At 44.4% G+C, this 17685-nt stretch carries 16 protein-coding genes; 13 read left to right on the top strand and 3 right to left on the bottom strand.

Going from position 1 to position 17685, the window contains the following annotated elements; genetic code table 11:
• Positions 1-91: 91 nt before the first annotated feature.
• Positions 92-2104: an NADPH-dependent 2,4-dienoyl-CoA reductase gene (locus R7127_RS19285; RefSeq protein WP_005380708.1), complete on the bottom strand. Its 2013-nt coding sequence runs from the start codon at positions 2102-2104 to the stop codon at positions 92-94.
• Positions 2105-2328: 224 nt separating this feature from the next.
• Here R7127_RS19285 and sppA point away from each other — a divergent pair, with 224 nt between their 5' ends.
• Complete coding sequence (gene sppA, locus R7127_RS19290) at positions 2329-4179, top strand: signal peptide peptidase SppA (protein ID WP_005380705.1); 1851 nt, start codon at positions 2329-2331, stop codon at positions 4177-4179.
• Between the two features lie 164 nt (positions 4180-4343).
• The gene (gene ansA, locus R7127_RS19295) at positions 4344-5357 is read left to right on the top strand and encodes an asparaginase (RefSeq protein WP_017635822.1); all 1014 of its coding nucleotides are present in this window, start codon (positions 4344-4346) and stop codon (positions 5355-5357) included.
• Positions 5358-5452: 95 nt separating this feature from the next.
• Here the strand turns inward: ansA and R7127_RS19300 are convergent, their stop codons facing one another.
• Complete coding sequence (locus R7127_RS19300) at positions 5453-5737, bottom strand: YeaC family protein (RefSeq protein ID WP_005380700.1); 285 nt, start codon at positions 5735-5737, stop codon at positions 5453-5455.
• Between the two features lie 101 nt (positions 5738-5838).
• Here R7127_RS19300 and R7127_RS19305 point away from each other — a divergent pair, with 101 nt between their 5' ends.
• A complete protein-coding gene (locus R7127_RS19305) occupies positions 5839-6660 on the top strand; it encodes a DUF2989 domain-containing protein (RefSeq protein ID WP_017821139.1) in 822 nt (273 codons plus the stop codon).
• A gap of 117 nt (positions 6661-6777) precedes the next feature.
• On the opposite strand, the gene msrB is transcribed toward R7127_RS19305, so the two are convergent.
• On the bottom strand, positions 6778-7185 hold the full coding sequence (gene msrB, locus R7127_RS19310) for a peptide-methionine (R)-S-oxide reductase MsrB (protein ID WP_005380698.1): 408 nt from the start codon (positions 7183-7185) through the stop codon (positions 6778-6780).
• A gap of 337 nt (positions 7186-7522) precedes the next feature.
• Here msrB and gap point away from each other — a divergent pair, with 337 nt between their 5' ends.
• The 10 genes from gap to R7127_RS19360 all read left to right on the top strand — a co-directional run bounded on the left by gap (position 7523) and on the right by R7127_RS19360 (position 17622).
• Positions 7523-8518 (top strand): type I glyceraldehyde-3-phosphate dehydrogenase, encoded by a 996-nt coding sequence (gene gap / locus R7127_RS19315; protein WP_005380697.1) that lies wholly within the window; start codon positions 7523-7525, stop codon positions 8516-8518.
• A 156-nt stretch (positions 8519-8674) separates the two neighbouring features.
• Positions 8675-9559, top strand: a complete 885-nt coding sequence (locus tag R7127_RS19320) for a D-hexose-6-phosphate mutarotase (RefSeq protein ID WP_005380695.1) — start codon at positions 8675-8677, stop codon at positions 9557-9559.
• 197 nt (positions 9560-9756) lie between these two features.
• Entirely contained in the window at positions 9757-11793 is a 2037-nt protein-coding gene (locus R7127_RS19325) for a methyl-accepting chemotaxis protein (protein ID WP_064376891.1), read from the top strand.
• A gap of 96 nt (positions 11794-11889) precedes the next feature.
• Complete coding sequence (gene rlmA, locus R7127_RS19330; RefSeq protein WP_005380691.1) at positions 11890-12717, top strand: 23S rRNA (guanine(745)-N(1))-methyltransferase; 828 nt, start codon at positions 11890-11892, stop codon at positions 12715-12717.
• A 97-nt stretch (positions 12718-12814) separates the two neighbouring features.
• Positions 12815-13762: a ChaN family lipoprotein gene (locus R7127_RS19335; protein WP_064376892.1), complete on the top strand. Its 948-nt coding sequence runs from the start codon at positions 12815-12817 to the stop codon at positions 13760-13762.
• Positions 13763-14012: 250 nt separating this feature from the next.
• Entirely contained in the window at positions 14013-14372 is a 360-nt protein-coding gene (locus tag R7127_RS19340) for a hypothetical protein (RefSeq protein WP_005380688.1), read from the top strand.
• Between the two features lie 398 nt (positions 14373-14770).
• Entirely contained in the window at positions 14771-16348 is a 1578-nt protein-coding gene (locus tag R7127_RS19345; protein ID WP_033907356.1) for an alkaline phosphatase, read from the top strand.
• 136 nt (positions 16349-16484) lie between these two features.
• Positions 16485-16784 (top strand): ribbon-helix-helix domain-containing protein, encoded by a 300-nt coding sequence (locus R7127_RS19350; protein ID WP_005384938.1) that lies wholly within the window; start codon positions 16485-16487, stop codon positions 16782-16784.
• A gap of 140 nt (positions 16785-16924) precedes the next feature.
• Positions 16925-17320, top strand: coding sequence for a VOC family protein (locus tag R7127_RS19355; RefSeq protein WP_033907357.1), 396 nt, complete (start codon positions 16925-16927; stop codon positions 17318-17320).
• A 17-nt stretch (positions 17321-17337) separates the two neighbouring features.
• Positions 17338-17622 carry a putative quinol monooxygenase gene (locus R7127_RS19360; RefSeq protein WP_033907358.1) on the top strand — a complete coding sequence of 95 codons (285 nt, stop codon included), beginning with the start codon at positions 17338-17340 and terminating at the stop codon, positions 17620-17622.
• Positions 17623-17685: the final 63 nt, after the last annotated feature.

The following is a 17685-nucleotide window of genomic DNA, read 5'->3' on the forward strand; positions in this document are numbered from 1 at the left end:
CTTTAAAATACAAAACGCCCGATGAAGTACATCGAGCGTTTTAGTTAAAAAGTGTCAACCCATATCAGGACGGGTCACACACATTAAAAGGCTAGAGTTTTACCGCCAATTTAACACCTTGACGAATCGCACGCACAGCATCAAGTTCACCCGCATGGTCAGCTCCGCCAATGATATGAATCTTCTCTCCAAGTTCAGACCATTTATCTTCAAACGGACGTACAGACTCTTGCCCAGCACAAATGATAACTTTGTCTGCATTAAGTACCTGCGCGCTTCCGTCTACATGAATGTGCAAACCTTGATCATCAATTTTATCGTAAGACACGCCGCCGACTAAATGTACGCCCCGTTTTTCAAGGGTACGTTTATGGATCCAACCTGTCGTTTTACCCGGGCCTTTACCTACACGACCTTTACGACGCTGAAGTACCCAGACTTCTTTATCGCTGACCGCATCAGGGTAAGGGTATAAACCACCCGGCTGAGACATCTCCTTGTCGATTCCCCATTCATGCAACCAGTCATCCAACGTTTGTCCAACTGGCTCAGTGAGCATGGTCGCGACATCTACGCCAATGCCACCAGCACCAACGATAGCCACTTTCTCACCGACTGGCGTTTTGTCTCGAATGAGAGTTTGATAGTCGACGACTTTCTCTGGGTTATCAATTCCATCAATATTGACTTTACGTGGCTCAACACCCGATGCCATCACTATCTCATCGTATTCTGTGAGTAAGTCATAGTTCGCTTCCGTCGATAAGTGCAGATTCACGCCTGTTTCATCAATACGGTTAGCGAAATATCGTATCGTCTCTCGAAACTCTTCCTTACCAGGGATCTGCATCGCAAGACGGAACTGACCACCGATGCGGTCGTTCTTTTCGAACAAATCAACCTTATGGCCACGTTCAGCCAGTGTGGTCGCACAAGCCAAGCCCGCAGGTCCAGCACCAACAACTGCAATGTTTTTCTTTTTAAAGGCTGGTTCAACAACAATTTCGGTTTCATAGCACGCTAGAGGGTTCACTAAGCAACTGGCGCGCTTACCTTTAAACACGTTATCTAGACACGCCTGATTACAACCAATACACGTATTAATAAGCTGCGCTTTTTCCTGTTCGGCTTTAGCAACAAAGTAAGGATCGGCCAAGAATGGGCGCGCCATCGAAACCATGTCGGCATGACCTGAAGATAAAATACGTTCTGCTTCATCTGGCGTATTTATACGGTTGCAAGTGATAATAGGAACCGAAACGTGAGGTTTAACTTTTTCCGTAACCCATGTAAACGCACCGCGTGGTACTTGAGTCGCAATTGTCGGAATTCGAGCCTCATGCCAACCGATACCCGTATTAATAATCGTGACGCCAGCCTCTTCAAGTGCTTTCGCCAATTCGATAACGTCTTCAAAAGTGCTGCCCTGCTCGACAAGATCCAGCATAGAAAGACGGAAGATGATGATGAACTTGTCACCTACCGCCTTGCGTACCGCTTTAACAATTTCTAGCGGAAAACGCATACGTTTTTTATAGCTGCCACCCCATTCGTCGTAACGCATATTAGTACGTTTACATAAGAATTGGTTTATCAAGTAACCTTCCGAGCCCATTAACTCGACGCCATCATAACCAGCAAGCTGTGCTAACTCCGCACTATTAGCAAACGCGTCGATGGTTTTCTTTATCTGGCGGTCGCTCATTTCACTCGGAGCAAACTTTGCAATTGGCGCTTTAATGCCAGATGCACTTTGCGAGAATGGATGCATTGCATAACGCCCAGCATGGAGAATTTGCAACGCAATTTTACCACCGTGCTTGTGCACCGCTTCTGTCACAACTTTATGGGCTTTAGCATGTTTTGGCTTGCTGAATTCAGCACTCAACGGGTGTAAACGACCGCGTAAGTTAGGAGAAAAACCTCCGGTTACAATCAGTCCGACACCGCCTTTCGCGCGTTCTTCATAAAAAGCCGCGAGCTTCTGTAATCCTTCTTTGTGCTCTTCTAAGCCCGTGTGCATTGATCCCATCAGAACTCGGTTTCGTAATTGTGTGAAACCGAGGTCCAGTGGCTTTAATAGGTTTGGGTACATGGCAGACATCACTTAACATCCATTGTTATTATCATGGTCTGACCAGATTAAGCCTGCTCAACCAAAAAATCAAACAAGCGTTTACATTTTTGTAACACCGATCAATCTCGTGTGAAAATATGCCAATTGTTGAGTGGTCGTGATAAGCTAAAAAAATGTTATCTTTTGAGATCTTAGAGATAAGAACCCATACTTTGTTAGACTCGGCGTAACTATCTCGTTATGGAGACAAGATGAAAAAACTCTTCAAATTTATTGGTTTGATATTTAAAGGGATATGGAAAAGTATCACTTTCATCAGACTCGCACTGGCAAACCTAATTTTCTTGCTGATGATTGCCGTTTTCTACTTTGCCTTTACTTATACCGGAGACGGTCAACCTGTCGTCGAAAAAGAATCGGCATTGGTGATGAACCTTTCAGGCCCAATTGTCGAACAAAGACGTTATGTAAACCCAATGGACTCTTTTGCTGGTTCCCTTTTGGGTAATGAGCTACCGAAAGAAAACGTCCTTTTCGATATCGTTGATACTATTCGCTACGCGAAAGACGATCCTAAAGTATCTGGATTAGTGCTAGCACTGCGAGACATGCCAGAAACAAATCTCACGAAACTACGTTACATCGCGAAAGCGTTGAACGAATTTAAAGCGTCAGGCAAACCCGTTTACGCCGTAGGTGATTTCTACAACCAAAGCCAATATTACTTGGCAAGTTACGCTGACAAAGTTTATCTGGCACCTGATGGTGGTGTATTGATTAAAGGTTACAGCGCTTACTCAATGTACTACAAAACGTTACTTGAAAAGCTTGACGTTTCCACTCATGTTTTTCGCGTAGGTACTTATAAATCCGCTATCGAACCGTTTATTCGTGATGACATGTCCGATGCGGCGAAAGAGTCAGCAACACGCTGGGTTACTCAATTGTGGAGTGCTTTTGTTGATGACGTAACAACAAACCGAAACATTGATGCGAAAGTGCTTAATCCAACCATGGATGAGCTGATTAACGAGATGAAGTCTGTAAATGGCGATATTGCTCAGCTCGCAGTCAAATTGGGGCTAGTGGATGAACTTGCTACACGCCAAGACATTCGCACTCTATTTGCAAAACAGTTTGGCAGTGACGGCAAAGACAGCTACAACGCGATTGGTTACTACGACTACCTTGCAACGATTCGTCCCGATTACACACTACCTCAGCACGACATCGCCGTTGTTCTAGCAAGTGGCGCGATTATGGACGGTCAACAACCTCGCGGAACTGTTGGTGGTGACACAGTCGCAAGCTTGCTGCGTCAAGCACGCAATGATGAAAAAGTGAAAGCGGTCGTATTACGAGTAGATAGTCCAGGAGGCAGTGCCTTTGCTTCTGAAGTGATTCGTAACGAAGTAGAAGCTCTGAAGCAAGCAGGTAAGCCGGTTGTTGTATCCATGTCGAGTTTGGCTGCTTCTGGTGGTTATTGGATTTCAATGAGCGCAGACAAAATCGTTGCTCAGCCAACAACCCTGACGGGCTCCATTGGTATATTTAGTGTCATCACCACGTTTGAAAAAGGCTTTAGCAAGTTAGGTATTAACACTGATGGCGTTGGCACATCGCCGTTCTCAGGTGACGGTATTACCACTGGCCTTTCTGAGGGCGCGTCTCAAGTGTTCCAATTAGGTATCGAACACGGTTACAAGCGCTTTATTTCTCTAGTTGGCGAGAATCGCGATATGTCTCTAGAGGAAGTTGACAAAGTTGCTCAAGGTCGAGTTTGGACTGGCCAAGATGCACTATCCTTTGGTCTTGTCGATCAAATGGGTGACTTTGATGATGCTGTAGAGCTAGCGGCGAAACTAGCGAACGTGACCGATTATGGCATTTACTGGGTAGAAGAGCCTCTTTCACCTACTGAACTATTTCTACAAGAGTTTATGAAACAGGTGAAAGTCTCTCTAGGTATTGATGCAACAAGCTTGCTACCAAAAAGTCTTCAACCCGTAGCTCAACAATTCGAACAAGACGCAAGCTTGCTCCAAAGCTTCAACGATCCTAAAGGTCAATACGCATTTTGTTTGAACTGCCAAGTGCAGTAGTTTTTCCATCAATATTACAAAGGGCACTTCTACTTGAAGTGCCCTTTTTATTAGGCTTTGCATCTCCTCAGATGACTTTCTGATGCTGTGCGTATAGCCTCGCATCTCAAGGTTATTTAGGTATATAATCCCCGCCTCTGTTCCCCTACACGAAAGAAAAAACGATGACTAGAAAACACATCTACATCGCTTACACCGGTGGTACCATCGGAATGCAAAAATCCGACCACGGCTATGTGCCTGTTGCTGGCTTTATGGAAAAGCAATTAGCAAGCATGCCCGAATTCCATCGTCCTGAAATGCCGGATTACACCATCCACGAATACGACCCTCTGATTGACTCATCAGATATGACACCTGCTGACTGGCAGCAGATTGCGAATGATATTCGTGACAACTATGACAAATACGATGGTTTCGTTATCCTACATGGTACTGACACCATGGCGTACACAGCGTCCGCATTGTCTTTCATGCTTGAAAACCTTGGTAAGCCAGTGATTGTAACGGGTTCACAAATCCCTCTCGCAGAGCTGCGTTCTGACGGCCAAGCAAACCTATTAAACGCGCTACATATTGCGGCAAACTACCCGATCAACGAAGTAACTTTGTTCTTCAATAATCAATTGATGCGTGGTAACCGCAGTACAAAATCTCATGCAGACGGTTTTAATGCCTTTACTTCACCAAACCTTCCTCCACTATTGGAAGCTGGGATCAATATTCAAGTTAGCAACAGCGTAACCGTTGGTGCACAACCAGAAGGTGAGTTTAAGGTTCACAACATCACGCCACAACCAATCGGTGTGATCACCATGTACCCTGGTATTTCACACGAAGTTATCCGCAACACGCTTCGTCAGCCCGTGAATGCGATGATTCTTCTGACTTTTGGTGTCGGTAATGCTCCTCAGAACCCTGAGCTGCTTGGTCACCTGAAAGAAGCCTCTGAGCGCGGCGTTATTGTCGTAAACCTAACTCAGTGTTTGGCAGGTAAAGTGAATATGGGCGGATATGCCACAGGTTGTGCTCTCGCAGACTCTGGTGTTATCAGTGGCTTTGACATGACGCCCGAAGCGGCGCTGGCAAAACTACACTACCTTCTAAGCCAAAACCTTTCTTACGAAGAAGTAAAAGAGAGAATGCAACAAGTACTGCGTGGTGAAATGAGCCTGTAAGTTCAAGCTTTCTACGATCTAAAAAGCCCAATACAATTTGGGCTTTTTTCTTTCAAAATCAAAATAATAAAATTTTGAGAAATAAGGCGTAAGGATTAATCAATGTTCGGATTGACACGAACAATATCGCTCTCTTCTCCGCTGAATTGTTTTTTAAGCTCTTGTTTTGATTTAAAACTGATTTCACCACCGGCTGCAACCGTCATATGCTGCGCATCAGTATTATGTTTTGATTGATACAACATCACAGCTTGCATACACGAATCTCGCTGCTCTTTAGAAAGTGTTGTACCCTCAGGCCATCTTCCCGTTTCTACTGCATAGACTAAGCGATCATAAACTTCTGGAGTCATCGCTTGTAATAGTTGTTCTGCGTCCATAGTGTACCTTCTTATTACATTCTATTTACAGAACATAACGGGTTAAGAAACTGAGTCAAGAATACGAAAATGAATTGGTGTAACGGATCACAAGCAAAGCCATGAAAAGAACAAACTGGTTACTTCTCAGCCTCGCATGTTTTGCGCTATCGGGCTGTTTTGAAGGTAACGTGACAACCGAAGAGTTGTGCCAAAAAACACCAGAGCTGCGTTGCGAGCAGCTCAATATGGATGACGGCCAATGTCGAATTCCAAGAACAAATTTGGTTTGGCATCGGTTTGAGCAATTGAAAAACCCATCAGAGGCCAACCAAATCATCGAATACGGTCTGGTCGCTGAATATAGGAAATGCTTAGAACTCGCCTCCCAGATCACCCCTATTGATCAAAGTGCTCTCAAAAGACAACGCTTTAATGCATTGGTACACAGTATTGATGAGCTAGAGCGCATCGTAAACGAGTTAAAAGGCTCAGAAGACCCGGCTACTTTGTATTTCTTATGGTCTCAAACGGGAGATACTCAAGCTCGGCGCGCATTTTTACAAATGGAAGGGTCTCCCCAATTAAATAATGCTGAGATGCAATATGCATTAGCCACTTTTTATACCAACCGAGATACCAAGAAAACCCTGGAGCTTCTTAATAACGCGTTGTCTTTATCTGATGAAGACAACATCAATCCGGTCATTCTCAAGTCAATGGCAAGTATTCATCAGGGGCTTGGAGACAAAGAGCAAGCGTATCTATGGGCAATGGTCGCGAAGAGATTCGACGTACCGCTTGCTGATGAAAAGCAGCTCCAACGTATGTTCAATTTCAGTCATCCAGAGCGATATAAGCAGTTGGATGAATTAGCCGAATCGGTGGCGAAAGCCATAGAGAAAGGTATCTATTCCCCAGCAATGATACCCAGTGAGATATAAACGAAAAACTCCCGCAATGAGCGGGAGTTTTTATTTAAGTCGAGCGACACTCAGATCACTGTTGAGCATGAATCATCCTGAAAGGATAAAACAATCTCGAGCACAATTTTGTCGTTATTATTCTGATTTGTTGAAAATTAACGACACAGAATTAACACAAAAACGCTCTCCTGTGGTCTGTGGGCCATCTTCAAAAACGTGCCCTAGATGGCTATCACACGTTGCACAACGAATCTCTGTACGTACCATTCCGTGACTTAGATCTTCTAAATAACGCACCGCTTGATCGTTGATAGGCGCATCAAAACTTGGCCATCCGCAGCCAGAGTCATACTTGTTATCAGAGACAAAGAGAGGGGCATTACAACAAGTACAAGCATAAACACCAGTTTCCTTATTATGCAGTAGCTTACCGCTGAAAGGAGGCTCTGTACCTTGCTCTCGGCAAACACGGAACTCTTCATCAGACAGTTGCTCACGCCACTGTTCATCTGACTTCGTCACTTTTTTCCCGCTTTGTTCCACGACTTTCGGCTCCTTATTTACTGTTCTTGGTATTGACTTTTTTAGCAAAAAACTTGCTTCTCTTAACAGTTGTAGCACATACTTTCTCACCAGGACACCATGCGTAATTAATTTGATAAGAGCACTTATCTCACCAGTTATATTACGCCAACTGGGCTACAGAAGAATCAGTTAAAAGTTTAAAAAACGTACATTTGCAAAGAATTGTTAAAAAAAGCGTCGCTTTTTTTTGACTTTAAACAAGTTAAGTCCGATTATCACTTGCAGATGTTTACTGGATTCTGTAATTTTACTACCAGTTATCTTTAATCAGAAATTAAGTTGTGGAGCAACTATAATGACTATCAAAGTAGGTATTAACGGTTTTGGCCGTATCGGTCGTTTCGTATTCCGTGCAGCGCAAGAGCGCAACGACATCGAAGTAGTAGGTATTAACGACCTTATCGATGTAGATTACATGGCATACATGCTTAAGTATGACTCAACTCACGGCCGTTTCAACGGTACTGTTGAAGTTGAAGGCGGTAACCTAATCGTTAACGGTAAAACTGTACGTGTTACTGCAGAGCGCAACCCTGAAGACCTAAAATGGGACGAAATCGGTGTTGACGTTGTAGCTGAAGCAACTGGTCTTTTCCTAACTGACGAGACTGCACGTAAGCACATCACTGCTGGCGCGAAAAAAGTTGTACTAACTGGTCCTTCTAAAGACGCTACTCCAATGTTCGTTAACGGCGTAAACTTCGACACTTACGCTGGTCAAGACATCGTTTCTAACGCTTCTTGTACTACTAACTGTCTAGCGCCTATCGCTAAAGTTCTTAACGACAAGTTCGGTATCGAATCTGGTCTTATGACTACAGTTCACGCAACTACAGCAACTCAAAAAACTGTAGATGGTCCTTCTGCTAAAGACTGGCGCGGTGGTCGTGGTGCTTCTCAAAACATCATCCCATCTTCAACTGGTGCTGCTAAAGCTGTAGGCGTTGTACTTCCAGAAGTAAACGGCAAACTAACTGGTATGGCTTTCCGCGTACCAACTGCTAACGTTTCTGTAGTTGACCTAACTGTTAACCTAGTTAACGGTGCTTCTTACGAAGACATCTGTAAAGCGATGAAAGAAGCTTCTGAAGGCGAACTAAAAGGCGTTCTAGGCTACACTGAAGATGCAGTTGTATCTCAAGACTTCATCGGCGAAGTTTGCACTTCAGTATTCGATGCTAAAGCTGGTATCGCGCTAACTGACAAATTCGTTAAGGTTGTATCTTGGTACGACAACGAAATCGGTTACTCAAACAAAGTTCTAGACCTAATCGCTCACATCTCTAAGTAATTAGAAAGTTAGCAATTAGCGAATAACTTCGTTAAAGAAAAGGCGGCTCTAGAGTCGCCTTTTTTGTATCTGGAATTTGAGAGAATGCAGGCTCGATGTTGCATTTAATGTGCGAAGCGCGTCTAAAAGCTCTCCCCCAGCGATAGGAAACTACACATGGATTTAAAAACTCTCCCAGCCCTAACGGTGCTATCTGATAACGTCACTATCGTTGAAGTTGATCAGATAAAAATCGTCCGCGTGATTCATGACAAAGCAACGGCAGGCATCTCGCTACACGGTGGTCATGTCGTGTCGTTCACGCCTAAAGGTCAAGAAGATCTGATCTGGATGAGCGAAAAAGCTGTCTTCGATGGTAAAGCTGCTCTTCGCGGTGGTATTCCGGTTTGTTGGCCTTGGTTTGGGCGTATTGCTGCTCCAGCTCACGGCTTTGCCCGCACCGCAGAATGGGAGTTGGTTGAACATCGTGAGAACCATAACGGTGTGATTGTTGAACTTGCTCTGTTCCCGACAGAAGAAATCCACGATATTTGGCCCCATATGTTTGACGCTCGTTTGGTGATTGAAGTGGGCGATGAGCTAAAAGTGACGCTCAAAGTCATGAACATTGATGACGAGGCTTGGACCTTCTCTGGCGCATTACATACTTACCTAAACGTTGGAGACATTAAGCAAGCACAAACGACAGGCATGGGTGCCGAGTACATTGATAGCTTGAAAGCTGATGCGGTATGCCAAGGTGGTAATGTTCTACAACTAACTGACACCATTGACCGCGTTTACACGCAACCAGAAGCGAAAATTTTGGTAAAAGACCCGGTATTGGATCGTACGCTAAGCGTACACAACCAAGGCCACAACTCAGCAGTATTATGGAACCCTTGGGCAGAAGGTGCGCAAAGCATGGGTGACATGGCTGACGATGGTTATCAAACCATGTTGTGTGTGGAGTCTACTGTTCATGCACCAAGTATTGAGCAAGGTCAAACCCTCCAACCAGGTGAGACACATGAACTTGTCACTGTCATTTCAGCGCAGTAAGAATCACCATATAAAGGCCGGGATACCCGGCTTTTTTTGTAATAAAAGCTCTGCTTAGATGGTCCTATCTTTACTAACTTATTGGTTACTGGTCACTTTTGACGGTTTCATTAATAAATATCAAAAAAATTGATCATATAAACCGATAGCATACCGATACAAAACTCATAAATAATAAAAATATCAGGAATTAGTCTATGTTAGAGAGATACCGAAATCAAAGTGTCGGATTCCAGTTGAAACTGGTGATCACTTTGTGTCTATTCATTGCTTTCAGCAGTATTGCAGCGCTTGTTTACCGCAACGCTTCCGATGTTCTATTGGAAAGCACACTGAAAGAACACCAATCTAAAGTAGAATCAATGGCAAAAACCATTGCTGGCCAATTCGATGCTTACCTGCACACCGCTAAAGTCCTCGAATCTACTTTTCGCAATGGCTACCTTGCCGGTGTCTATGTCGAAAATTACACGGTTGACTTCATGGGACATGAAGTACCAAACATCACTCAATACAGTGAAAGCTTAATTAATGACACCAAGTTGGTCGACAGTTTCACACGTGATACCGGCGCTATAGCAACGCTATTCGCACCATTGGGTGACGACTTTATTCGGGTGTCCACCTCCCTAAAAGATCCACAAGGTCAGCGAGCGGTCGGAACCACGCTAGGCATCAACCATCCTGGTTATCAGCAGCTTAAAGCAGGACAACCGTATTACGCTCAAATTAAATTGTATGGCGAGCGCTACATTACCTACTATGCCCCAATCAAAGATGCGACAGGAAAGGTAGTAGGCCTATCGTTTATTGGCTTACCAGTAGACCAAGCGACACAAACCTTATTCGATGCACTCGAAGAGATAAAATGGGGCGACACTGGTTACACCATTATCGTTGATAACGACGAAAACAATCTTGGTAAATACCTACTTCATCCAGCAAAAAGCGGCTCAGATTCGTCAATACTAGAAGTCGCCGACTACAATGGTCACAAGCCTTTTGGTCAGATTTTCGAACAATCTAGTGGATTAATTCGCTACCCTTTCGAGTACCAAGGTAACGTAGGCGAAAAGTATCTTGTCTACACAGAGGTTCCAGGTTGGAACTGGAAACTGCTAGGCGGTACGTTTATCAAAGAAGTTACAAAAGGTAGCGACACGCTTCTCACACTCATTGCCATCATTTCTTCGGTAGCGGCAATCATTACTTTTGTTGTACTGACACTTTTCTTGAATCACAGCTTACAACCTCTCACGACTCTAAACTCATACATGACTCGCTTAGCCGGCGGCGAAGTCAGCTTGAACATCCCAGCGTCTCGTAAAGCATCAAAGAATGAAATTACGAACCTGAGCTCGGGTGTCGCCAGTATGGCAAGTCAGCTCAATGAACTTGTCGGTAAGATCCGTTCAACAAGCGACTTAGTGGAGAGCAACTCCACCAGCGTTGCCAACGATGCACATAGCAATTTGACCCAAGCCGACCGACAACAACAAGAAGTCGAGCAAGTTGTGACAGCGATTGAAGAAATGGCCTCTTCCGCTCAATCTGTCGCACAACAAGTCGAAAGCATTGCGGAAAACGTACGCTCAGCAAATACCGATAGCCAGTCTGGTCTCGCGATTGTTGAAGGCGTATGTATCGACGTTGCTCAACTTAACGATCAATTGGATCAATCAGCAACGGCTATCGAGCAAGTAAATCGCGATAGCGAGAGTATTCAAACCGTCACTAAAATGATTGATGAAATTGCTGAGCAAACCAATTTACTTGCCTTGAATGCCGCCATTGAAGCAGCACGAGCAGGTGAACAAGGTCGTGGCTTCGCAGTTGTAGCAGATGAAGTGCGCACACTTGCGCACCGAACCCAAAGCTCAGTTCAGGATGTCGTGGAAATTATCGAGAAACTAAAAGGGTCGACTCATAATGCAGTTAATATGATGACAGACAGCCAACGCAGTGCAAACCAGGTCTTGGACAAAGCACAAGACGCGGGCACAGCATTAGAAGCCATCGCAGTACAAGTGCAGTCGATAGCCTCTCAAGCCGACGCCATTGCAGCGACTTCAGAAGAACAAGCTCAAGTTTCACAAGAAATTGCAGCAAATGCCCATTCTATCAGTGAACTTAACCGAGAAAGCCGCAACACGAGCGCAAAAACCTCGCAAAGTGCCATTGAACTTCAACAACAAGCACGAAACTTGAAAGAGCAAGTCGACTTCTTCCACTAATACTTAATAAGAGCCGACCCAGTCGGCTCTTTTTGTTTCACTTGATACCACGCTTTTTGATAGAATTTGCCGCCCTACTTTCTGTTCGAGATCGTCATGAACTATCAATGCCCTCTATGCCACCAAGCTCTAGCGTTAAATGAAAAAACGTTTAAGTGCGAAAACAATCATCAGTTTGACTTAGCAAAAGAAGGCTACGTTAACTTGATGCCAGCGCACCACAAACGTTCTAAAGATCCTGGTGACAACAAAGAGATGATGCAAGCTCGTCGTCGATTCCTCGAAGGAGATTACTACAACCCAATGCGCCAAGAAGTGGCGCAGCTGTGTGCAACATACACTGAGGGGAGCACCCATCAATTATTAGATATTGGTTGTGGTGAAGGTTACTACACAGATCAAGTACAAAAGACGATAGAAACACAAGCGAACCATGCCACGATTTATGGCTTAGACATTTCCAAAGTTGCCATTCGTTACGCGGCGAAGCGTTACACGCACTGCAACTTTAGTGTGGCTTCTAGTCACCGACTTCCCTTCGCAAATGAATCCTTAGATGCCATTTTGCGCATTTATGCCCCGTGTAAAGCTGAGGAGCTGCAGCGCGTTGTAAAAAACGACGGCGTTGTTGTCACGGTTACTCCTGCTAGCCGCCACTTATACCAACTGCGTGAGCGCATTTATCAAGAAGTTCGTCTTCACAATGAAGAACCAGAACATATTGAAGGGTTTGAATTAGAGCACCAGCAGCATCTTAACTATGTTATGGACTTGAAAAACGGAGCCGCAATCGATTTATTGCAAATGACGCCATTCGCATGGAAAGCAACCGATGCTCTTCGTGAAGAGTTGAAATCCGCTACACTTTTCCAATGTGAGGCTGATTTTATGTTGCGTGTATATCGCAAAAAAACACTCAATTAATAAGTCAAAAAAACAACAAACGCAAATAGTTATCATTTATATTGATTCGTTGCTCAGCCTCCATTAATATCATCCGGACATTTTTGGAGGCTTTTCAATGCGCTTTTCTACTTTGAGCTTGCTCTTTGCAGGCTTACTTACTGGTTGCTCTTCATATACGCACACCAACTCTCACGCAACCTCAGCGGAAGTCACTAGTTTTTACGACTACCAACTATACACCCCTTCTGGCGAGCACATCGCTCTAAGCAAACTGCCAATTGAGCTGCAACAAGCAGATGTCATTCTTATTGGTGAATGGCACACACACGCCGGCGTTCATCGCTTTCAAACCGATATGCTCAAACAACTTACGTCCTACGACCGCTCACTCGCGTTATCTATGGAACAATTTACCCGCGACAAACAACCTGTTGTTGACGCTTACCTACGTGGGGAGATCGGCGAACAGTACTTAATGAAACAAGCCAACGCTTGGCCCAATTATGAAAGCGACTATCGCCCTCTCGTGGAGTTTGCTAAGCAGAAAAATCTCCCGGTCATTGCAGCAAATGCACCAAAGAGCATTGTCCGATGCATTGGTCGACAAGGGCTAGATTACATTAACAAGCTCGATGATGATCAGCGGATGTTCATTGCACAAGCCATCAACACTGGTAGTAGTCCGTACAAAGAAAAGTTCATGGCATCCATGCATCACGGTAAGCCAGAGCAGACGGAAAAACAGTTTGCAGCTCAAGTTACTTGGGATGAAACTATGGCGGAATCTATCGTTAGCTACCTAGACGACAACCCAGGCGCTCAGGTTGTCCATGTTGCAGGCAAGTTTCACACCGAGCAAGGGTTGGGTACGGCAGCATCAATCTTAAGCCGCAACTCGAGCTTAAAAGTGGTTGTAATTAGCCCAACAGATAACGTGCTTTCCGATAATACTGACTATCAGTTAGAGGTCCTCGCACCACCAGTACGGTATGTACAAGATGCTCACCGCATGGCGGCATATCAACATCTAACTAAACGCAATAACGATCTTCAATGTAAGTAGCTGGTCTTCAATTTAAGTTACTACCTTGCGTTGCGTTGCATCATCACACCGCTCCGAATTCATAGGGTGACAACGGTCTGCTTCCTGCTGGTCTATTTTTTGCTAATGATCACCAATAGAAACTAGAAGCGGCAAAAGCAGACCTGTTTTTATCCAAATAGCTTCAGAAATAAACTTTGCCGCCGATAAAAATATAACTGCTTTTTGCCTGCACTCAGTGACCGAGTGTCGATGTTCCAAGGAGTATTCGATGAATCCAGTAGGAAGCACTTCTGTTAATAGCTATGCCAAACAATCTGTCGCCTCTAAACAAGCAAGTATTGCACAAGAAGAAACTAGTGCTTCGCCTCTGAAAGTCGAACACAATAAGGTGACGCTTTCGACCGAGGGCAAAGCGCTACTTGCCGCTCTGCAACAAATCGAGCACGACAGCAAGAAAATAGAAGCAGAAGATAAATCTGTTGGTGAAAAGGTCGAATCTTTCACGCATGGTGCGCTTGGCATGGATCACCCTGATAAAATCGAGAAAGAAGAGGATGGCTCATATTCTGCGGGTCAATACCTGTCTGCGGCACTTACCGTTGGTGGCATCATATTGGCATTAGTCTGATAACCAGTCTGATAATCGTCACGACAACAAATCCTATTTGAACCAAACACTTACTGCAGCCCATAATTTAATAAGCCAAAGAACGATATGATGCAAACGTAAGTGAATTCGACCGCTCTTGTGGCCCGATAATACATGCTCGTTTATTGCTCCCTAAACTAGGTTTCTTGTGAAGGCACTGAATGGATAACTTTAGTCCATGCTTTCAACTCCTAAGCGTAATCCAAGCCCACGTTTGTGGGCTTTCTTCTTTCCAAACTAACGAACGTTAGAGAGCGACTCATTTTTTCTGCAAAACCAAACAAAAACGACAATTTGGTTAAACTTTTATTACCGACACAAAACCTTCATAAATCATTGCTTTAATGCCTGCGCTTTCAATAAACAAGGAAAATATAATGAAGCGCTTAGTATCTCCAATCGTTACGGCAGTGGCTGCATCTACCCTCTCTTTCAATGCACTCTCAGCTGAAATCAAAAACGTCATTTTGATGATCGGCGACGGCATGGGTCCTCAACAAGTTGGTTTACTCGAGACCTACGCAAAACACGCACCTAACTCGGTTTACAAAGGCGAAAGCACAGCGTTATACAAACTCGCTCAAGAAGGTGTGATTGGATCATCACTGACCAATCCAGAAGACGCAATTGTCGTCGACTCTGCGTGCTCAGCTACGATGCTAGCGACAGGAATCCCTACCGCTTCTGAAGTCATTGGCATTGATAGCCAAGGCAACCATGTCGAAACTATTTTAGAAAAAGCCAAAAGTAAAGGTAAAGCAACTGGGCTCGTCTCTGATACGCGTATGACCCACGCAACGCCAGCAGCATTTGCCGCTCATCAACCACATCGCTCCCTAGAAAACAGTATTGCGGCGGATATGCTCGAAACAGGCGTAGACGTGATGATGTCTGGTGGACTTCGTCATTGGATTCCAAAGTCGACAAACGACAAGGGAGAGACATACGAGCAGCTTGAAAAGCTCACTGAAGGAAATGTCTACCTAAAATCGAAACGCAAAGACGAACGCAACTTGCTTACTGAGGCGCAAGACCAAGGTTACAACCTGGCTTTCAGCCGCGATATGCTCACACAAGCTAAAGGTGACAAATTACTTGGACTTTTTGCTTACTCGGGCATGAACGATGGTATTGCCTACAGTCAAAGCAAAAACGATCCAAAACGCACGCAGCCATCGCTGAAAGAAATGACCACCAAAGCAATCGACATTCTTTCAAAAGACAAAGACGGTTTTTTCTTGATGGTTGAAGGCGGCCAAATTGACTGGGCTGGCCACAGTAACGATGCAGGTACGATGCTGCATGAAATGCTTAAATTCGATGAAGCGGTAAACTCAGTTTATGAGTGGGCAAAAGGCCGTGATGACACCCTGATCATTGTTACTGCTGACCACGAAACCGGCTCTTTTGGCTTTAGCTACTCATCAGCAAACTTGCCTAAACCACAAAAACGCGACGGCGAAGCATTCAAAAATCAGGATTACGCGCCAAACTTCAACTTTGGTCAGTTCGAGATCCTCGATGGTTTATACAACCAAAAGAAAAGTTACTACGGCATGATCAGTGAATTCCAAGCGCTTGATAAGAAAGAGCAAACTCCAGAGAAGTTTGCGGAAGTCGTGAACGCAAATAGCGATTTTTCGATTACGCCTGAGCAAGCAGAACGCGTATTAGCAAGTAAACCAAATCCATACCGACTCGCTGGACACAAATACTTAAGCGAAGAGAACGTACCGACAATCAATGACTTTGATGCTTTCTTTCCTTACAACGACCGTAGCAACTTGCTAGCGCGTGAGCATGCAACAAAGCAAAACACAGTATGGGGGACGGGTACTCATACGCATACTCCTGTCAACGTATTTGCTTGGGGACCTGCAGAAACTATCCTTCCAGTATCAAAAATCATGCACCACTCGCAACTAGGCGAGTACTTGAAGCAACAAATTAAATAATCAACTTGCACTTACTTCACAACTCGTGATGTTTCAACGCTCTCGCAAGGGAGCGTTTTTTTATGCATGAAAACAGTTGACGTTTTAAATCGTACACCACAATAATTATGGGTCTTTAATTATATGAATAAAGAAAATGTGCGAAATCTTTGCTAAGCAACCCCAAGACAACTATCAGTTCATCACCCGCTCTATCCGTATTGATGGTCACGCGACCAGTGTAAAACTTGAAGCGAGCTTTTGGACAATTCTTGAGGAAATCGCTAGTGCTCAAAACATGACGGTTCCTAAATTCATAAGCACTGTTTATCAAGAAGCACTCGAATACAATGGTGAAGTGAACAACTTTGCCTCCTTACTTCGATGCGCTTGCCTCACTTACGCCCGCCAACCTCAAGAGACCACTCGTCAAGCACTTGCGCAACTTAACAGTTAATAGCAACCAACCGACCAATAACCATCCTAGGCTATGCATCCGTATTATAAACCCTTGAGCATCTTCTAATTTGTCGTACTAGAGTACTACCCAGACTCCTTTTGAAATCGCTAACCTGTGCGGACTATCAAGGAGTACCTATGACAAAAATGATTCACACCATGATCCGAGTAAGTGATCTGGACCGCTCTCTACAATTTTACTGTGACATACTTGAACTAGAAGTCGCTGATCAATACATCTTTGATGGCTTTTCTCTAACCTATCTAGCCAACCAAGAAACTGGCTTTGAATTGGAACTGACGCACAATCACGACCAAAGTGAGCCCTACACTCACGGCTCAGGTTACGGCCACCTTGCCGTCAGCGTGGAGGACATTGAACAAGCCCACAAACGCATTAAATCTCTCGGCATTGAAACTGGTGACATCAAAGCCTTTGACCATCAACAAAAGCATTTAGCAACGTTCTTTTTTGTAACCGACCCTGATGGTTACAAAATTGAGTTCCTGCAACGCCAAGGGCGTTACCTATAACAAAAAGAGTAAACATTATGATTCACTTGACGGCTACCTTTCATGCACAACCGGGAAAAGAACAAGAGTTGAAAGAGGTACTTACCCGAGCGCTTGAACCTACTCGCAATGAAGAAGGTTGTGTTCGTTATCAATTGTTCCAAGATAAAGACAATGCATGCCACTTCGTTTTTCAGGAGCAATTTAAAGACCAACAAGCATTTGAGCTTCATGGTAAAACAGAACACTTTGCTCTTTTGATTAGCCAGATCGACAACTTGTTAGAATGCGAGCCGAAACTGGTGTTCTTCGACGAACTGTAACTATAGCGCTAACCGAAGATCAAAAAAGGCACTCTATCTAGAGTGCCTTTCACTAGTTGGGAT

This window comes from Vibrio sp. 1159, from assembly GCF_033340395.1.
GTDB lineage: Bacteria > Pseudomonadota > Gammaproteobacteria > Enterobacterales > Vibrionaceae > Vibrio > Vibrio alginolyticus.